The sequence below is a fragment of the Rhodococcus sp. NPDC056743 genome (assembly GCF_042790355.1).
Taxonomy (GTDB): domain Bacteria; phylum Actinomycetota; class Actinomycetes; order Mycobacteriales; family Mycobacteriaceae; genus Rhodococcus_F.
In genome coordinates this window covers 210145-228118 of sequence record NZ_JBHTZI010000009.1, presented here as the reverse complement: position 1 = coordinate 228118, position 17974 = coordinate 210145, and the positions used below count along the sequence as shown (strand labels likewise).

16 protein-coding genes and 1 riboswitch are annotated in these 17974 nt (G+C 62.3%); of the genes, 4 read left to right on the top strand and 12 right to left on the bottom strand.

The window, feature by feature from the left end; genetic code table 11:
* Positions 1–34 precede the first annotated feature (34 nt).
* From ACFRFQ_RS21840 to hisD, 7 genes are all read right to left on the bottom strand, one after another.
* Positions 35–1402, bottom strand: coding sequence for an NtaA/DmoA family FMN-dependent monooxygenase (locus ACFRFQ_RS21840; protein WP_378662142.1), 1368 nt, complete (start codon positions 1400–1402; stop codon positions 35–37).
* A 17-nt stretch (positions 1403–1419) separates the two neighbouring features.
* Entirely contained in the window at positions 1420–2649 is a 1230-nt protein-coding gene (locus tag ACFRFQ_RS21835; RefSeq protein ID WP_378662139.1) for an LLM class flavin-dependent oxidoreductase, read from the bottom strand.
* Between the two features lie 87 nt (positions 2650–2736).
* A riboswitch (SAM riboswitch) is annotated at positions 2737–2850 on the bottom strand.
* Positions 2851–3014: 164 nt separating this feature from the next.
* A complete protein-coding gene (locus ACFRFQ_RS21830; RefSeq protein ID WP_378662136.1) occupies positions 3015–4187 on the bottom strand; it encodes an MFS transporter in 1173 nt (390 codons plus the stop codon).
* Positions 4187–4336 carry a hypothetical protein gene (locus ACFRFQ_RS21825; RefSeq protein WP_033230914.1) on the bottom strand — a complete coding sequence of 50 codons (150 nt, stop codon included), beginning with the start codon at positions 4334–4336 and terminating at the stop codon, positions 4187–4189. Before ACFRFQ_RS21825 ends, ACFRFQ_RS21830 begins: the two co-directional genes overlap by 1 nt.
* Entirely contained in the window at positions 4333–4947 is a 615-nt protein-coding gene (gene hisB, locus ACFRFQ_RS21820; protein WP_378662133.1) for an imidazoleglycerol-phosphate dehydratase HisB, read from the bottom strand. Before hisB ends, ACFRFQ_RS21825 begins: the two co-directional genes overlap by 4 nt.
* Positions 4944–6080, bottom strand: coding sequence for a histidinol-phosphate transaminase (locus ACFRFQ_RS21815; protein WP_378662130.1), 1137 nt, complete (start codon positions 6078–6080; stop codon positions 4944–4946). The genes hisB and ACFRFQ_RS21815 overlap by 4 nt, the downstream gene beginning before the upstream one ends.
* Positions 6077–7399, bottom strand: a complete 1323-nt coding sequence (gene hisD, locus ACFRFQ_RS21810) for a histidinol dehydrogenase (protein ID WP_378662128.1) — start codon at positions 7397–7399, stop codon at positions 6077–6079. The genes ACFRFQ_RS21815 and hisD overlap by 4 nt, the downstream gene beginning before the upstream one ends.
* 270 nt (positions 7400–7669) lie before the next feature.
* Here hisD and ACFRFQ_RS21805 point away from each other — a divergent pair, with 270 nt between their 5' ends.
* Genes ACFRFQ_RS21805 through ACFRFQ_RS21795 form a run of 3 tightly spaced genes read left to right on the top strand, consistent with a single transcriptional unit; the run spans position 7670 to position 12694 of the window.
* Positions 7670–10909: an arabinosyltransferase domain-containing protein gene (locus tag ACFRFQ_RS21805; protein WP_378662493.1), complete on the top strand. Its 3240-nt coding sequence runs from the start codon at positions 7670–7672 to the stop codon at positions 10907–10909.
* Positions 10910–10958: 49 nt separating this feature from the next.
* Positions 10959–12245, top strand: a complete 1287-nt coding sequence (locus tag ACFRFQ_RS21800) for a glycoside hydrolase family 1 protein (protein ID WP_378662124.1) — start codon at positions 10959–10961, stop codon at positions 12243–12245.
* 8 nt (positions 12246–12253) lie between these two features.
* Complete coding sequence (locus ACFRFQ_RS21795; protein WP_378662121.1) at positions 12254–12694, top strand: hypothetical protein; 441 nt, start codon at positions 12254–12256, stop codon at positions 12692–12694.
* Here the strand turns inward: ACFRFQ_RS21795 and ACFRFQ_RS21790 are convergent.
* From ACFRFQ_RS21790 to ACFRFQ_RS21780, 3 genes are read right to left on the bottom strand one after another with little or no spacing between them, the layout of a single operon-like run.
* Entirely contained in the window at positions 12683–13240 is a 558-nt protein-coding gene (locus ACFRFQ_RS21790; RefSeq protein ID WP_378662118.1) for a dihydrofolate reductase family protein, read from the bottom strand. The two genes, ACFRFQ_RS21795 and ACFRFQ_RS21790, sit on opposite strands and share 12 nt — an antisense overlap.
* Entirely contained in the window at positions 13234–13890 is a 657-nt protein-coding gene (locus tag ACFRFQ_RS21785; RefSeq protein WP_378662116.1) for a nitroreductase family protein, read from the bottom strand. The genes ACFRFQ_RS21790 and ACFRFQ_RS21785 overlap by 7 nt, the downstream gene beginning before the upstream one ends.
* A gap of 57 nt (positions 13891–13947) precedes the next feature.
* Positions 13948–15063, bottom strand: coding sequence for a diguanylate cyclase (locus ACFRFQ_RS21780; protein WP_378662113.1), 1116 nt, complete (start codon positions 15061–15063; stop codon positions 13948–13950).
* A gap of 160 nt (positions 15064–15223) precedes the next feature.
* Here ACFRFQ_RS21780 and ACFRFQ_RS21775 point away from each other — a divergent pair, with 160 nt between their 5' ends.
* Complete coding sequence (locus tag ACFRFQ_RS21775; RefSeq protein ID WP_378662110.1) at positions 15224–15853, top strand: LysE family transporter; 630 nt, start codon at positions 15224–15226, stop codon at positions 15851–15853.
* Positions 15854–15874: 21 nt separating this feature from the next.
* Here ACFRFQ_RS21775 and ACFRFQ_RS21770 read toward each other — a convergent pair whose 3' ends face one another.
* Positions 15875–16543 carry a DUF1345 domain-containing protein gene (locus ACFRFQ_RS21770; protein ID WP_378662108.1) on the bottom strand — a complete coding sequence of 223 codons (669 nt, stop codon included), beginning with the start codon at positions 16541–16543 and terminating at the stop codon, positions 15875–15877.
* A gap of 45 nt (positions 16544–16588) precedes the next feature.
* A complete protein-coding gene (locus ACFRFQ_RS21765; protein ID WP_378662105.1) occupies positions 16589–17878 on the bottom strand; it encodes a class I SAM-dependent methyltransferase in 1290 nt (429 codons plus the stop codon).
* Positions 17879–17974: the final 96 nt, after the last annotated feature.

The following is a 17974-nucleotide window of genomic DNA, read 5'->3' as shown; positions in this document are numbered from 1 at the left end:
CGTTGTTCGGCTGGGCCCGGTGCGGTCATCGATGTCAGCGAGCAGACGCCTTCTCTCGTTCCGCCGGAATCGCAAGACCGAGATTGTCCCGCAATGTCGTTCCTTCGTAATCGGCGCGCAGGGAACCACGATCTTGCAGGAGTGGCACTACCTCGTCCACGAACTCGTCCAAACCTGTCGGCACCACGTGCGATCCGATGATGAAGCCGTCCGAACCGTCGTTCTGGACAAACGAATCGATCTTCTCGGCCACTTGCTGCGCTGTCCCGACGATCGGGCCGCGTTCGAACTGATCGATCACAACCTCACGCAGGGTCAGCTTCTTGCTCTCCGCGACGGCGCGCAACCGCTCTACCGTCGCGAACCGGTCCTGGTGAATAAATGCTTTGCCTTGAATGATGGGAACTGCTTCGGGATCCGGCGCGATGTCGGGCAGCGGACCTTCGGGGTCATAGGCCGAGAGATCGCGGTTCCAGATCTGTTCGAGCAGAACCAGCGCAGTCTGGCCGGTCACCTGCTGGTTGCGAATGTCCCGATACTTCTCGATCGCGTCCGCCTCGGACGTCCCGAGGACAAAACTCGCAGACGGCAGAATCTTGATGTCACCCGGCTCGCGTCCCGCTGCGATGGCGCGTGTCTTGATGTCGCGGTAGAACTCCACGGCATCTGGTAGATCGCCGTAGGGCGAGAAGATCGCATCGGCGTTGCCGGCAGCAAAATCGCGCCCCTGTGGAGATACACCAGCCTGCAGGATGACCGGTCGGCCCTGGGGGCTCCGCGGCACCGTAAATGTTCCACTGACATCGAAATGTGATCCGTGGAAGGCGAATTCACCGGCATCGGGTCGAGCGAGGAATCGGCCGGAGTCCTTGTCCGCGACAATGTCGTCACTGTGCCACGAATCCCACAGTTCGCGGACGAGCGCGAGCGTCTCTTCCGCACGCTCGTATCGCTGCGAACGATCCAGGTATCCGCCGCGGCGGAAGTTCTGCCCCGTGAACGCGTCGAAGGACGTGACAACATTCCACGCCGCGCGGCCACCGGACAGCTGATCGAGTGTCGCGAATTGACGAGCCAATTCGTACGGTTCGTTGAACGTGGCGTTGATGGTGCCCGCCAGGCCCAGATGCTCCGTGACCGCAGCCAACGACGCTAGCACTGTGAACGTATCGGGCCTACCGATGATGTCCTGATCGAACACCTGCCCGGCGCGTTCGCGCAGTGCGAGGCCTTCTGCGAGAAAGAAGAAGTCGAACTTGCCCCGCTCCGCCGTCCGTGCTGTGTGTTCGAACGAATCGAATTCGATCTGGCTGCCCGCCTGCGGATCCCACCACACCGTGTGGTGGTTCACTCCGCCCAGGTAGGCACCCAGAATGACCTGCTTACGCTGCTGAGAACTCATGATCGGTTTCCTCTGGTTCAGGCAGCCGGAGTACCGGCGGCGTAGCGGTTGGGGACATTAGTGGGCAGTCCGAGCACGCCGCGAAGATTTTCCTGCGGATACTCGGTGCGGAACACGCCGCGGTTCTGCAACTCCGGGACCAGCCGGCCCGAGATTTCGTCGAGATCGTCCACCGCGACCCCGGGACGCAAACGGAACCCGTCGATTCCCTTCTCCTGCCACGCGATCAGGAGATCTGCCAAGGCCGACACCGATCCGGCAAAAATGTAGGCATCGGAACGGTATTCGTCGCCGGACAATGCATCCAGACGATCAAGGCGATCCTGCCCCGATTCGCCGTCCGCGTCGAGGAAGACGACGATGTCTGCGTACACACGCAGCGTCTCGCCCCGACGCCCAACACGTTCCTGCGCCGCGTTCACTTCACCGATGATCAATGCGACCTGCTCGGTGCCTGTTGGCGTCACGAAAACCAGATCAGCTGCCCGAGCGGCCAATTCGTAGGCAACGCTCTGGTGCGCCAACGCGGTGACGACAGGCTGCCCCTGCGGAGGTCGCGGCGTGATCGACGGTCCCCGAACGGACAGATACTTACCTTCGAAATCGATGGTGTGCACCTTGTCTCGATCGATGAAGCGCCGCTGCGCCACGTCACGGATCTCGGCGCCGTCCTCCCAGCTGTCCCAGAGGCGCCGCACGATATCAGCGGCCTCCGCCGATTCGTCGAACAGATCCCGCACGAAATCCGGAAGCACACCCGCGACGATCGACTCCCGGTCCTGCTCGCTGAGCTCCGGAATCGATCGTCGTCCGAACTGTCCGGACTCGAGTGCCGACGCCGAGACCTTCACCTGCCATCCCGCTCGACCACGTGAGGTGTAGTCCAGTGTTGCAACAGCTTTGGAGACGTGGAACGGTTCGGTATGCGTCGTCGTGACGGTCGGAACCAAACCGATGTTGCGAGTGACCGGCGCCAGCCTCGCGGCCACAAGGTGCGCGTCCAATCGGGCTCGAACCTTGTCGACGGCGTTGTCAACCGGCCCGAAGGGATGCGCAGTCGGCACGGAGAGGCTGTCTTCGATGGTCACGAAATCGAGCAGCCCACGCTCGGCGGTGGTCACCAGGGATGTCCAATACGACGCGCTGAACAACTCGCTCGGACGCGAGTGGGGTTCTCGCCACGCAGCGGGATGCCATCCGGCGCCGTCCAGCGCGACGGCTAGGTGGAGAGGGGAGGTTGACGTCATCAGGCGAAACTCCTGTTCGAGGACTACTCGGGAGCGCGCAGTATCGGCCGCGAAATCACCAGCACCTTCGCTGCTGGTTCGTGCCACGACTGCCGCTTGCGACACACACCGCGTGTGCCGCCAGGTGTGATTCCGGGGCACCCCATCGGCATGAAGGGTTGCCGTCCAGCTAGCCGGTCCTTGTTGCTGGAGCTCTGCACCTGTCGTCGAGGTTACGAATGTCCGGACAGGCCGGCAATCCAACCGGATCGCCACGTACTTCCGGAAAGCCGCCCTACCTCAGACGATCACAGGAAAAACAGTTTCATTCTCGACGATTCGAAAACAATCGCCCGCGCCCTGATCGACACGAGTCGCCGGTAACGCTACGCCCGTCCGGAAACCCGCGCCCCGATGACTCTGCCGCCCGCAGCAAGGGCTGGGATCAACGCGACGGCAGTTGCCGAGACGACAAACACCCACGTGTATCCCGCTGCCGAGGCCACAAATCCCAGTGCAATCGCGCCTATTCCAGTGCCGGCATCGTAGGCAATGTTCCAGATCGCGCTGGCCGATCCGATTCGTTTCGGCCCTGCCGCCGAGAAAGCCATGACCAGGGATTCATTCTGTACCGCACCGAATCCGAACCCGAAAAGCACTGCAGCACCGATCAAGACCACTGTCGCTCCGTTGTCGACACTCTGGGCGAACAGGAGGAGACCGACTGCTGCCGACACCAATGCCGGCGCGAGCATCTTGCCGCTACCGAACCGATCGGAGATCAATCCCGCCGAGTATCGACCCACCAACATGGACGCACTGGCCGTCGCCAGCACCACGCCGGCAATCGCGGCGCGATCCGAGATTGCGATGGGCAACAGTGAGGACAGGCCGCCGAACGACGCTGACACGCACGCGAGCGCGACCACGGGAACAAGAACCGTGAACACACTCACTCGCGCGGACGTGCCCGTGGGTTGAGCATGAAGTTTCGGCAACCGGCTTACGGCAATCACCGCGAGCGCCGGGACCACAGCACCCAGGATGAAGACCGGCGTCGCCGACCATCGTGCCGCTATCGCCAAACCCAGTGGCAAACCCGCCATTTGAGAGGCCGCAATCGCAATGCCCTGCGCGCCGGTAGCTCGGCCCAGGATCCGCCGGGGCGCCAATTCCGCAACCAGCGCGCCGCCTGCCACCGTGAGCAATCCGAATCCGATGCCGCGCACCGCCGACACGGACAACGCCGCAATCGAATCGGAAGAAATCAGCAGCACCAGCGACGGCGGCCCGAGCAACACGCACCCCGCAGCGAGCACGGGGCGATAGCCACGGGTCCGCAATAACCGCGGCACCAGCAGCTGCGTCAGCACAGTGGTCGCCATGAAGACGCCCGTCACGGCCCCGGCCAACGCGTCGGAACCACCGGACTGGGCCACCACCAGCGGAACAACCGGAAGCAGTAGGGACCAGCCACCAAAAGCGGCAGCCGCCATGACCAGGACACTGATCATGCCCGGGGTTCGGAGCAACCCCGGGGATGATGTGCGTTCGACCATCAGATGCGCAGCGCGCCCGCAACCGCCGCCAGAATTGCCAGTGCCAGAAGAATTCCCGACGCCAATTTGTTCACCTTGAACATCGAATACGCTCCGCCCACAGCGATTCCCGCACCGATGAACAGCAGATAGGTAAAGAGGACGCTCACAGGGTGCCCTTCGTCGACGGCACGCCACTCACGCGCGGATCCGGCTCGACTGCCTCACGCAGAGCGCGAGCAACAGCCTTGTACTCGGCCTCCGTGATGTGGTGCTGATCGCGTCCGTACAGAACCCGAACATGCAGCGCGATACGCGCATTGAGCGCGATCGACTCGAAGACGTGGCGATTGATCACAGCGTGGTACGGAACTCCGGGGTACCCGCCGATGACGGAATGCACCATGTAATCCGGTTCCCCGGTGTGCACGCAGTACGGCCGGCCGGACACGTCGACGGATGCGTGCGCGAGGGTTTCGTCCATCGGGATGAAGGAATCGCCGAAACGGCGAATGCCCTTCTTGTCTCCCAAAGCCTGACCCAACGCTTGACCGAGAACGATGGCGGTGTCCTCGACGGTGTGGTGAGCGTCGATCTCGACGTCACCCTTGGCCTGAACATTCAAGTCGAAGCTGGCGTGAGTTCCCAGAGCCGTGAGCATGTGGTCGAAGAACGGGACGCCGGTGGAGACGTCCACGATGCCGGTCCCGTCGAGGTTCAATTCGACGACGATGCTGGATTCCCGCGTCGTTCGTTCGATCCGCGCAATGCGATCGCTCATACCGTTTCTCCTGCGTTGGTGAGTTCTGTACCGGCGATCTCGTCACTGGCTTTGATGAACGCGTCGTTCTCGGCTTCGAGTCCGACAGTGGCCCGCAGATATCCGGGGATTCCGATGTCGCGGATGAGGACGCCGCGATCGAGGTAGGCCTGCCAAGCAGCGGCGCTGTCGGCGAACTGGCCGAACAAGATGAAGTTCGCGTCACTGGGAATCACCCGGAACCCGGAGTCCGCCAGCGCCTTCGACACTCGATCACGCTCAGCCGACAGTGCGTGCACGCTGGCGAGGGTCTCGTCGGCGTGACGCAGCGCTGCCCGCGCGGCAGCCTGGGTGACCACCGAGAGGTGATACGGCAAGCGCACCAACAACAGTGCGTCGATGAACGCGGGAGCGGCAGCAAGGTAACCGAGTCGGCCACCGGCAAACGCAAACGCCTTACTCATCGTGCGCGTGACCACGATCTTGGCCGGGAACTCGTCGATGAGCGTCATCGCACTCGGCGCAGCGGAGAACTCCGCGTATGCCTCGTCGACGATCACGATGCCCGGAGCGACCTCGAGGATGCGTCGTAGTTCCGCGATGCCGACGCTGTGTCCGGTCGGATTGTTGGGACTCGTGACGAAAACGACGTCCGGTCGACGCTCCGCGATTACGGTGACGGCAGCATCCACGTCGAGCGCGAAGTCGTCGCGGCGGAATACCTCTACCCACTCGGTGTCGGTGCCGTCGGCGATGATCGGGTGCATCGAGTACGACGGCACAAAGCCCATCGCGCTGCGTCCCGGACCGGCGAAGGCCTGAAGCAGTTGCTGCAGGATTTCGTTGGATCCGTTGGCGGCCCACAGATTGTCGACAGTGACCGGCACACCCGTCTGCTTCGACAGGTAGGCAGCCAGATCCGTCCGCAACGCCACAGCGTCACGGTCGGGATAGCGGTGCAGCTCCTTTGCGGCCTCACGAACGGATTCAGCGACGTCGTCGATGAGCGCCTGCGTCGGAGGGTGCGGGTTCTCATTGGTGTTGAGCTGAACGGGAACCGTCAACTGCGGAGCACCGTAGGCGGACTTGCCGCGCAGGTTCTCGCGAAGCGGGAGCGCGTCGACCGAAATCGACGCTCCGGGAACCGCACTCATCGCAGAGCCTCGAACCGCAGACGCACAGCCTCGCCGTGAGCGGGCAGATCCTCGGCATTGGCAAGCGTGATGACATGTCCGGCAACGTCTTTCAACGCCGATTCGGAGTAGTCGATCACGTGGATGCCACGCAGGAAGGTTTGCACACTCAGACCGGACGAGTGACGAGCACAGCCGGCCGTCGGCAGGACGTGGTTGGAGCCGGCACAGTAGTCGCCGAGACTGACCGGCGCCCACGGGCCGACAAAAACCGCTCCGGCGCTGGTGACCTGCGCTGCGACACCGGTTGCATCTTCGGTCTGGATCTCGAGGTGCTCGGCAGCATAGGCATTGACGACGCGCAGACCGGCTACGACGTCCGAGACCAGAACGGTTCCGGACTGACTTCCGGTCAGGGCGGTGTTGACGCGCTCGCGGTGCTTGGTGATCTCGAGCTGCGCGGCCAGCGCCGTGTCGACGGCGTCGGCCAATTCGACGCTGGTCGTAACGAGGACGCTGGCGGCCATCACGTCGTGCTCGGCCTGGCTGATGAGGTCGGCGGCAACGTGGACCGGGTCAGCGGTGTGGTCGGCGAGGATCGCGATCTCGGTGGGACCGGCTTCGGCGTCGATGCCGACCAGTCCGCGGCACAGACGCTTGGCGGCAGTGACGTAGATGTTGCCGGGGCCGGTGATGAGGTCTACCGGTACGAGCTCGGTTCCGTCGGTGTCGGTTCCGCCGTAGGTCAGGAGCGCAACGCCCTGGCCGCCGCCGACGGCCCACACCTCGTCTACTCCGAGCATGGCTGCTGCGGCAAGAATCGTGGGGTGAGGCAATCCGCCGAAATCAGCTTGCGGAGGCGAAGCCACTACGAGCGATCCGACGCCGGCAGTCTGGGCCGGGACGACGTTCATGACAACGCTCGACGGATACACGGCGTTGCCGCCGGGCACATAGAGGCCGACACGCTCGACCGGAACCCAACGCTCGGTGACCGTACCGCCAGGCACCACCTCGGTGACCGCGTCTTTGCGACGCTGGTCGGCGTGCACCTTGCGGGTGCGATCGATCGCGACTTCGAGGGCTTCCTTGACGGCCGGATCGAGTTCACGAAGTGCGCGCTCGAGCTCAGCTGCGGGCACCCGAACCGAACCGGGGCGAACGCCGTCGAACTTCTCACCGAACTCGAGAGCAGCTTCTGCGCCGCGATCGCGAACAGCCTCGACCATAGGGCGAACCTGATGCAGCACCGCATCCACATCCACTCCACCTCGCGGAAGCGCGGCACGAAGTTCGGCCGTGGATGGGGTACGACCACGCAGGTCGGTGCGGGCAAGCATGAGAGTTCCTCTCGTACGCAAACGGGGGACCTGGTTCTCGCGGAGAGAACACAGAACTGACGTCAATTATTCAGGATAGTCGCACCCTGTTATCCACCGGTCCACCTGCGGCGCTCAGCGGCCGCACACCGTCGCCGGCTGTGGCAGAGGTCACGGTCGACCGGCGTCAGCCGATCGAGCGATTTGCACATCCGAACTTTTCGAAGGTCGCTGTGTTTATAACAAAGGCGTCACGCACCGCTAGGGTCGAAAGTCGTGACAGACAGTGACGTGGCCGTGGCCGCACCTCCCAACCCTCCGATTCCGCAGCGCGCCGCGAGGCACACACGCGCACGGACGGTGGCAATCGTTGCCTCCATTCTCGGAATCCTCGCGTGTGTATCCGTCCCCTTCCTGCCCATCTCGCAGGACACGGCAAGTATCAACTGGCCGCAGGCCGGTTCCACGACCAGCGTCGAATCCCCACTCGTCTCGTACACACCCCAGCGGTTCGAGGCATCCATTCCGTGTGCGTCGATCGGCGAGTTGGCGGCAACAGGTGGAACGCTCGTATCCACCGCCCCGGCGGGAGCCCCCGACGCGCGCCGCTACGGCTTTGTGGCGACAGTGTCCCCCGCATCCGCGGACGCCCCCGCTCGCGTCGATGCGATTCTGCGCGACGAAGTCGTGTTCTCCGGTTCAGTAGACGAACTCCCCAGCGGTTGCGCGTTCACGGTGCTCGCCGAGCCCACCCGAACAACCGTCTCTGCCACCGGGTCCGAACCACGGATTCTCGAAGGTGACCACCGACCGCAAGTTGTCGGCGTGTTCAGTGACCTGGACACCGCGGCAACCGGGTTGAACGTCTCGATGATCTCCGACTCGCGCTTCACGTCCAGCCCGACCACGATCAAAACGCTCGCCATGATTCTCGGCGCGCTGACCACGATCATCTCGCTTGTCGCCTTGCACCGCCTCGATAATCTCGACGGCCGTGGCAGCCGCAAATTCCTGCCGACGAGATGGTGGAGATTCACCCGCGTCGACGGTGTTGTCATCGGAACATTGGTGCTGTGGCATTTCATCGGAGCCACCACCACCGACGACGGCTACCAGTTCACTATGGCCCGGGCCGCTGAGCAATCCGGGTACATGTCGAACTACTTCCGCTGGTTTGCGGTCCCGGAAACTCCGTTCGGAACCCCGTACTACAACATCCTCGGACTGCTGGCGCACGTCAGCCCGGCCAGTCCGTGGGTCCGGCTCCCGGCACTGATTGCGGGCATCGTCACGTGGCTTGTCATCAGTCGTGAGGTCGCCCCGCGCCTCGGCGCGGCCATCCGCGGAAACCGTCTTGCGCTCTGGACCGGTGCGCTCGTTTTCCTCGCATTCTGGCTCCCGTTCAACAACGGATTGCGGCCCGAACCGATCGTTGCACTCGGTGTCCTCCTGACGTGGTGCTCGATCGAACGCGCCATCGCGACGCGTCGACTCCTGCCGGTTGCGGTCGCAATCCTCGTCGCCGGATTCACGCTGACCGCCGGACCGTCCGGCCTCATCTGCTTTGCCGCATTGATCGCCGGTATCCGTCCCATCATCGGCATCATCGTCGAACGTGCCCGCACCACGGGATACATCGCTGCCGTCGGCCCACTGCTTGCGGCGGGACTCTCGATTCTCATCCCCGCGTTCGGCGATCAGTCTCTGGCTGCCGTCATCGAGATGCAGCGCGTTCACTCGATCTCACCGAACGCTCCGTGGTTCGACGAATACCTGCGCTATCAGTACCTACTCAACATCTCCGTCGACGGTTCACTGACACGCCGCTTCGGTGTTTTTGTCATGTTCCTGTGCCTCGGTGTCTGCACCGCGATGATGCTGCGCAAGGGTGGCCGGATCCCGGGACTTGCGGCCGGCCCGTCGCGGCGGGTTGTCGGTCTCACCATCGGCGCGCTGCCGTTGCTGATGTTCTCGCCCACCAAGTGGACTCACCACTTCGGAATCTTCGCGGGTCTGACTGCAGTTCTCGCGATGATGACGGCTGTTGCGGTCGGAACCACACTTCTGCGTTCGCCACGCAATCGCGCGTTGTTCGCTGCGGGCGTGCTGTTCTTGCTGGCCATGGCGTTCACCGGCAGCAACGGTTACTACTACGTCTCCAGTTACAGCGTTCCCTGGTGGGACAAGCCGGTGTCGATCAGTGGGCTCGGTGCGAGCACCGTCCTGCTCGGCCTGACCGTGCTGATGCTCGGACTCGCCGCATGGTTCTTCTTCCGTGAGCCGTACACCGTCGGCAAGGAATCCTCGCCGCGTCGTGCCCGACTGCTGGCGATCTCACCGCTCACGGTAGCGGCCGGCGCCATGGTCCTCTTCGAAGTTCTCTCCATGTCCAAGGGAGTGATCAGCCAGTACCCGGCTTACTCGGTGGGTCGCGCGAACGTCGACGCAGTACTCGGACAACCATGCGGCCTCGCCAACGACGTCCTGCTCGAAACGGATCCGAACGCATCGATGCTGACGCCACTGTCCGGCGACGTCGCCACCGCTCTGGCGGCCGGGGGCGCCACAGGATTTGAACCCAACGGTGTTGCCGGCGACCTCAGTGCCGACAAGGAAGCGTCAGCTACCGGCGGCGCCAACACCGTCGACAGTGCCGAGACCACAGCCGGAAACTCCGCCGGAACCGGTGGCGGCGCCGGAGTGACCGGCATCAACGGCAGTTCGGTCGCACTACCGTTCGGCCTCGATCCCGCAACGACGCCGGTGATGGGCAGCTACGGCCAAGCCGCACCCGGCACCCTGACCAGCGGTTGGTACCAGCTTCCTGATCTAAGTGACAGCGGCACCCGCGGAGACATCATTTCCATCGCCGCGGCCGGACGCGTCCGATCCGTCGACACCGACGGCATTGTGACCTACGGCCAGAACGTCGAGGTCGAATACGGAACCGCACGTGGTGCCGATGACGTCGAAATCGGTGGCCGTATCGCACCTCTCGATATCGGTCCGTCGCCGTCATGGCGCAACCTTCGCGTTCCTCTCGACCAAATTCCGGTGGAAGCCAACACCATTCGACTTGTTGTCAGCGACTTCGACAGCAAGGACGATCAGTGGGTGGCCGTCACCCCGCCGCGTGTACCGCAGACCCAGGAATTGCAAGACGTTGTCGGTTCCGATGCGCCCGTGATGTTGGATTGGGCCGTGGGTCTGGCCTTCCCGTGCCAGCGGCCGTTCGACCATCGCGTCGGCATCGCCGAGGTTCCCGAGTACCGCATCCTGCCCGATCACAGCGGTGCACTCGTGACCACGGCGTGGCAGGACCACTTCGGCGGCGGCCCGCTCGGGTGGATCGATCTGCTCGTCAGCGCGCAGACGATACCGTCGTATCTGGACAACGACTGGGATAACGACTGGGGTTCGATCGAGAAATACACTCGACGGGATCCCTCGGCAGTACCCGCGGAACTCGACGAATCCCGCGTGCAGCGATCGGGAATGTGGACCCCCGGTCCGATGACAATTGAATTCTGATCCTGCAAAAGCCACCTTTCTGGACACCTGTATGACTTAACCTCCCATCATGGGAGTCACGTCACGATTGATTGCCGCCGCCCTGCTCGCCCTCGTGATCGGGGCGGCGGCATCACCGGCGCAGGCATCAGGCACCCCGCCCGAGGAGTTCCTGTGGGGTGTCGCCACCTCCGGTTTTCAGTCCGAGGGTTCCTCCCCTGACAGCAACTGGTCGCGATACTCCGCATCCGGTCGCACTCACGACGCCATCGGCGACTCGGTCGACTTTCGGCACCGCTACGCCGAAGACATCGACCGCGCGGCAGATCTCGGGGCGCAAGTATTCCGCTTCGGCGTCGAATGGGCGCGAGTGCAACCCTCCCCCGGAACCTGGAACGAGACCGAATTCGCCTACTACGACGCTGTTGTCGCGCATGTCCTTGCCCGCGGCATGACACCGATGATCACACTCGATCACTGGGTGTATCCCGGTTGGGTCGTCGACCAAGGCGGGTGGACAAACCCGAAAACCGAAGCCGACTGGCTGGCCAACGCCGAAAAGGTAGTCACCCGATATTCAGATATCGGCGCATTGTGGATCACGATCAACGAACCGACGGTGTACGTGCAACGTGAATTGACATACGGCGGAATCACGCTCCCCCAGGCTCCCGCGATGTTCGATGCCCTGGTTCGAGTTCACCGCTCGATCTACGACCGCATCCACGTCCTCGACCCGGGCACTCGCGTCAGCAGCAACTTCGCGTTCATTCCCGGCGTCTCCGAGTCAATCGACTCCGTATTCACCGATCGGGTCCGCGACAAACTCGACTTCCTCGGCATCGACTACTACTACGGTGTGGCACTGGACAACCCGACCGCGGCCTATGCCGCGATCGACGAGTTCTACAACGTCACACCACAACCCGAAGGTTTGTACGACGCACTGATGCGCTACTCGCGTAAGTACCCGGAACTTCCCCTCTACATCGTCGAGAACGGAATGCCCACCGACAACGCGAATCCACGCCCCGACGGATACACACGCTCGAATCATCTGAGTGACCACGTCTACTGGATGGAACGCGCCCGCGAGGACGGCGCCGACGTTATCGGATACAACTACTGGTCCATAACCGACAACTACGAATGGGGTTCGTATCGGCCACGTTTCGGCCTGTACACCGTCGACGTACTGTCCGACCCCACCCTCACCCGCGCCCCCACCGACGGTGTCGAGACGTACCGGAACATCATCCGCGACAACGGAGTCGGGCCGGACTACGTGCCCGTGAAGGCTCCGGCATTCTGCTCCCTTGTCGATCCCCCACTCAGTTGCACCAACACCACGCGATAGGAACGCTCATGTCCACGTTCGGAAAGACCATCGCCACTGCAACGATCTCTGCAGCAATGATTTTTGCCGGCGGATCACTTGCCCACGCTGCACCCGACTCGCCGCGAGAGGCACAGGCCCGGGCCTACATCGACGCCTTGGTCTCTCACGACGTCACCGATGTGCACTTCGCGCCGGATGCCACGCGCGTCGAAGCGGGCATCCAAACCGGGTTTTCAGGTCCTCAGTTGAGCGCCGATCTCGATCACGGTGTGCAGTACACCGTGATCCAGTCTGTGCGTGACCTTCGGATGACCGAGGCCGGGGACGTTGTGACGGCCGTCTACCTCCTCGATGCAGGCGTTGCCGACACACGCCTGATGACGGTCGAGATCCGCGAGACCTTCGAGATTCGGGACGGCCTCATCCATGTCATCGTCGCAGACATCATGCCAGTCTCACTGTCCTGACCTCACGCCGTACCGCAGGTACACCACACCACTACGAAATGCCTTCTGCTCCCACAACTCGAGGCCGATCTGGACGTCGGCCGATAATGCGCGCAGTCCACTACCGATGATCACGGGGCAGAGGAACAAGTGAATATCGTCAACCAGGCCCGCGGCTATCGCGTGCGCGGCCAGTGTTGGACCACTGATCGAAAGATCCTGCGTCGCCCTAGCTTTCATCGCGCGCACAACCTCAGGGTCAAAGGTCGGCTCGATTCGGGTTCGCGAAGTCGACGGAGCGGTCAGCGTCGTGGAGTACACAACTTTGTCCGCGCGTCGCCAGGTCCGACCGTACTCTTCGGCAATCGGGTCCGGATCTGCCATCGTTTCCCACACCGCCATGACCTCGTACATCCTGCGCCCGTACAGGTGCGTGCCCACGTCCCGTTCGAGGCTGTTGGCAAAGCCGTGTACCTCGTCGTCCGGCATTGCCCAGTCGAAGTTCCCCTCGGCGTCGGCGACATAACCGTCGAGCGAGCACATTGCCGAGTAGCTGAGGTTCACCATCGGTCGATGTGCAGAATGTTGTCGATCGGCTCGCGTGCCGCCGGTTTGAAAGTTTCCCCCGTGAAGTACGCGGTGGGTATCAGGGCACCCTGGTGGAAGCCCTCCGGAATTCCCAGCAGTTCGGCAACTTCGGCTTCACGTGCCAGGTGCAGCGTCGTCCACGCCGTTCCCAACCCGCGAGCGCGCGCCGCCAGCGCGTAACTCCACACCGCAGGAAGCAACGACCCCCACAGTCCCGCCTGATTACCGGCAGGCAGTGTCCGCTCCGCCTTGATGCACGGAATCATCAGAACCGGAACCTCACCCATGTGCTGTCCGAGCCACTCGGCGCTACTACCCACTCGCGCCTGGACCGCAGCCCGATCCGGATCGTCACTGAACAACTGGGAAGCAGATCCTTGCGAGGCGAGATAGCTCTCGGTGACGTCTTTGTAGATGTCACCGATCTGCCGACGCAACCCCTGGTCGGTCACCACCATCCATTGCCATCCCTGGCGATTGGATCCCGACGGACCTTGCAATGCGATCTCGAGGCATTCCTTGATCAAATCCAAGGGAACGGGCCTTGTCAGGTCCAGGCGCTTTCGCACCGTGCGTGTTGTCGTCAACAGTTCGTCGGGCGTCAGGTCCAGAACCGGAAATTCACTCATCGCTCGATCATCGCACCGACAGGCCGGGCGGCGCGACGAATGTGCGTCCAATCCGGACTACTGCTCCGACCGATCAGCAACGACGCGGTTGCGACCGTCCGACTTCGCCGCATACATCGCTTTGTCTGCGCGAGACAAGGCTTCCTTGATCAGCTCTTGCCCGGTCAGTCGTTCGCGAGTGACCGGCGCCAACTCCGCGACACCGATACTGACCGTGATCGGAACGTCGTCCGAACCGACGTCCACCTCACCCCGAATAGTTTCGGCAAGCCTGGTCAGTAGTGCCAGATTTCCACGTACCGCGATGGCAAATTCGTCGCCACCGGTTCGAGCTACTGCAGCCTCCGGCCCGACCACCCGCTCGAGTCGACGGGAGAGCAACCGCAACACGGTGTCGCCACTATCGTGACCAGTCCCGTCATTCACCGCTTTGAAGTTGTCGATGTCGAGCAGCAAGACGCCGGATCGACCAGGCTCGTGTTCTTCCGCAATCTGCATCCACAATTCGAATCCACGTCGATTGAGTAATCCCGTCAACGGATCGCGGTTGGCGTTCGCAAATTGAGTGCGATACGACGTCAACATGCCCGCGGAAAACGACCTGAGTAGGACAAGCGTCGCGTTGACAGCGATCATCGACGTTGCTGCCCTCGCAAGAATTCCCGCGATGTCGTGGTATCCCTGACGCCACGTGAGAACGCCGAAAACTGCAATCACACAAGTCGTGAAGATCATGTGCGCCACGGTCTCAGGCCACCGGACGAAATGCGCCACATACACACTGATCACCGCAAACAGAGCTGTCCCGTACATCGCCAACTCGTGGCTGGCGAACGTCGCCAAGACTGCGGTCACACCCAGATCTGCATAGAGAACGAAGTATGTGCTCGCTCGCGGAACGGAGTGATGCCCGATATCCCGGTTCCACCAGATGCTTCCGAACCGAATGCGACTGACCAAATACGCCACTGGAAGGGTACTGAACAGGACCATCAACGCAACAAGTCTCCGAAGAGGTGTGTTCTGCCCCTCGTCGGAAAAGACAGAACACACCCCGACAAGAGCAAAAATGGGAACCAGCACAGCGATCCCGTAACGCATGCGGGTTTCGGACACCTCGATCTGATTTCGAATCAACGAACGCGGCCCCATGTCACCGCCTACATCCTTCACGCCAATCCCCCGCCTGGCAAATAATCAGACAACAAGTGCGAATGTACCGTGCCAGACCGGTCGGTTCCACTCGGAACCGATCAAGTGAAACCGCTACAATTTTTCCGTCCGGCGGCGCTCTCGGACCGGGCAAATTTTTCCGAGTCTGAGGAATTTACGTATGAGTTGGCACGTATGGTTGGCGTTCTTCGGCGCAAGTTGGGTGATCAGTCTGTCGCCAGGCGCCGGCGCAATCGCCTCGATGTCCTCCGGTCTCGCCGTCGGCCTCCGTCGCGGATACTGGAACATTCTCGGATTGCAACTGGGACTACTGCTTCAGATAGGAATCGTCGCGGCCGGTGTGGGCGCGATCCTCGCCAACTCGACGGCTGCGTTCTCGATCATCAAATGGTTGGGCGTCGCCTACCTGGTGTACCTCGGCGTGCGGCAGTGGCGGTCCGCTCCCAGCGAAGTAACCACCGACTCCGAAGCAGCGCGGCGCTCCGGCCCGATGATGATGGTGCGTGGGTTTCTGGTCAATGCCAGCAATCCCAAAGCGGTCGTGTTCATGCTCGCGGTGCTTCCGCAGTTCCTCGATCCGAACGCACCGCTGATACCGCAGTACCTGATCATCGCTGCAACCATGTGCGCCGTCGATGTCGTCGTGATGACCGGATACACCGGCCTCGCGGCTCGGGTCCTGCGGCTCATGCGGTCACCGAAACAACAGCGAACCACCAACCGTGTTTTTGCCGGACTCTTCTTCGGGGCGGCGGGCTTCCTTTCGAGCATCGGCCGCGCGGCAGCCTGATCTACCAGCACACATATCGACTCACAGACCGGCGATCAAATTGACGACCGACGCGACGATCACAGAGCCGAACAGATAGGACAACAACGCGTGGCCGAGCGCCATTGCCCGCATGTCCGAGGACTGCAGGTTGGTGTCCGAGATCGCGAAGCTCATGCCGACGGTATAGGCGACGTAGGCGAAGTCGCTGTACCGCGGCGGTTCTTCCTGATTGAAGTCGATCCCCCCGTCCGGCCCCGAGTAGTACAGCCGCGCGTACCCCAGGGCGAACAGCGTGTGCACCGCCATCCACGAAATGACAACGCTGACAACCGCAACCGACGCGGCGATAACTTGGTATCGACGGCCGTCAGGTGATGCAACAAGCAGAAGCGCGATACCGACCAAACTCGCCACCGCAGCAGCGAGAACGAGGAGGTGCGCGACGTTTCGTGCTGGTTCCTCCCGAGTCGCGTGACCGGCCGTCATCACAGCGTCGAACGGCCACACCAGGATCCACGTCCACACCGTGAACACCAGCGCCGCGATATCCCAGCCGATCAGAAACGAGAACCGGGGAAAGCCCGCCACCCACATGACAATTCCCGCAACAACACCGAGTACAAGTCCGGCAGTGACTCTCAGTGCAGGACCGGCACCCAAACCGGTCTGGTCAGCCGGAACAGGCAAATCTTGCGATGGCTCGTTCACCCGCTCAGTCAACCATCACCGCATCAACCGTGCCCACGATCCGCCTCAGCGATACCAGTCGCGTCGCGATCGCGGCATACCACTTGATCCTCGTTCACCAGGTTTCACGGCCAGCACTTGATGAATGGTCAGTCGATGCGCCTCCTCGAAGCCCAGAGCGCTCGCCGCAAGATACAACAACCACGTGCGGACTCGCGCCTCGCCGACGTCGGCAACAGCGGCGTCCCAGTTCTCGCGCAGATTCGCCACCCACGCACGCAGCGTCAGCGCGTAGTGTTCGCGTAGCGCATCACTGTCCCGCGTCTCGAAACCCGAACGCTCCAAAGCGTCAACCGTTTTGCTCAACGGAAGAATCTCGCCGTCCGGGAAGATATATCTGTCGATGAAACTGGGAGCGTCGACAACCTTGTCCGGCAACGACTTCACCGAAGCAATGGCGTGATTGAGAAAACGGCCTTCCGGCTTCAGCAACCCGTATAGATGGGCTGTATAGACCGGCAGATTCGCCAAACCCACGTGTTCCGACATGCCGATACTCGAAATAGCGTCGTAGGGACCGTCATCCACGTCACGGTAATCTTGAACACGAATATCGATTCGCTCGGACAACCCGGCGTCTGCTACCCGCCCCTTGGCGTATTCCACCTGTTCGCGACTGAGTGAAACACCGACAACGTCGACGCCGTAATTCTGCGCGGCATGCAGCGCCATCGATCCCCACCCGCACCCGACATCGAGCAGCCGCATTCCCGGCTTCAATTCCAGCTTCCGGCAAATTAGATCAAGTTTCTCGCGTTGCGCATCCTCGAGTGTCATAGTTTTGTCCGGCCAGTACCCGCACGAATACACCATGCTCGGACCGAGAAATAGTTCGTAGAAACGGTTTCCGACGTCGTAATGATGCGAGACCGTCGCCGAATCACGAGACTGGCTGTGCCGCTTTCCCCGTTTGGCCCGCATCTCGATCTCCGGCGGCGACGGGGGAAGCCCAAGTGCGCCCAAGCCGGCAAACGTCCTCACCGACCGGCCAATCGTACGTGCCGACATCCCGGCCAGGCGATGCTCGCCAATCGTCGAGATAAGGTCCGGAACATCCAGCAGGGCAAAGATATCGCCGTCGACGTCCAAGTCTCCGGAGACATACGCCCGCGCCAATCCCAGTTCATTCGGCGAGTAGAGAACCCTCCGCAGCGCTCGCCGGTTCCGGAAATAGACCCGAGCCTGTGCGTCGGCGGGCCCGGCCTCCGACCCGTCCCAGCAGCGCACATGAATCGGGAGTTCGATCCCTACCAGTTCCTCGAACACCGTCAAAACCTTGATTGCGGCACCGGTCACCCATCCGTCCCTTCTACGAAACGACAGCCTCTGATACCCGAAATCTACGCCCGCGTCGGCGAAATTTCGCGGCATATGTGAGGTTTGGTGCAGTCG

Bases quoted from the DNA above. Each gene is read 5' to 3' on its own strand.
- ACFRFQ_RS21840 (WP_378662142.1), bottom strand. From the start codon at position 1,402: ATGAGTTCTCAGCAGCGTAAGCAGGTCATTCTGGGTGCCTACCTGGGC.
- ACFRFQ_RS21835 (WP_378662139.1), bottom strand. From the start codon at position 2,649: ATGACGTCAACCTCCCCTCTCCACCTAGCCGTCGCGCTGGACGGCGCC.
- ACFRFQ_RS21830 (WP_378662136.1), bottom strand. From the start codon at position 4,187: ATGGTCGAACGCACATCATCCCCGGGGTTGCTCCGAACCCCGGGCATG.
- hisB (WP_378662133.1), bottom strand. From the start codon at position 4,947: ATGAGCGATCGCATTGCGCGGATCGAACGAACGACGCGGGAATCCAGC.
- ACFRFQ_RS21815 (WP_378662130.1), bottom strand. From the start codon at position 6,080: ATGAGTGCGGTTCCCGGAGCGTCGATTTCGGTCGACGCGCTCCCGCTT.
- hisD (WP_378662128.1), bottom strand. From the start codon at position 7,399: ATGCTTGCCCGCACCGACCTGCGTGGTCGTACCCCATCCACGGCCGAA.
- ACFRFQ_RS21800 (WP_378662124.1), top strand. From the start codon at position 10,959: ATGGGAGTCACGTCACGATTGATTGCCGCCGCCCTGCTCGCCCTCGTG.
- ACFRFQ_RS21795 (WP_378662121.1), top strand. From the start codon at position 12,254: ATGTCCACGTTCGGAAAGACCATCGCCACTGCAACGATCTCTGCAGCA.
- ACFRFQ_RS21790 (WP_378662118.1), bottom strand. From the start codon at position 13,240: ATGGTGAACCTCAGCTACTCGGCAATGTGCTCGCTCGACGGTTATGTC.
- ACFRFQ_RS21785 (WP_378662116.1), bottom strand. From the start codon at position 13,890: ATGAGTGAATTTCCGGTTCTGGACCTGACGCCCGACGAACTGTTGACG.
- ACFRFQ_RS21775 (WP_378662110.1), top strand. From the start codon at position 15,224: ATGAGTTGGCACGTATGGTTGGCGTTCTTCGGCGCAAGTTGGGTGATC.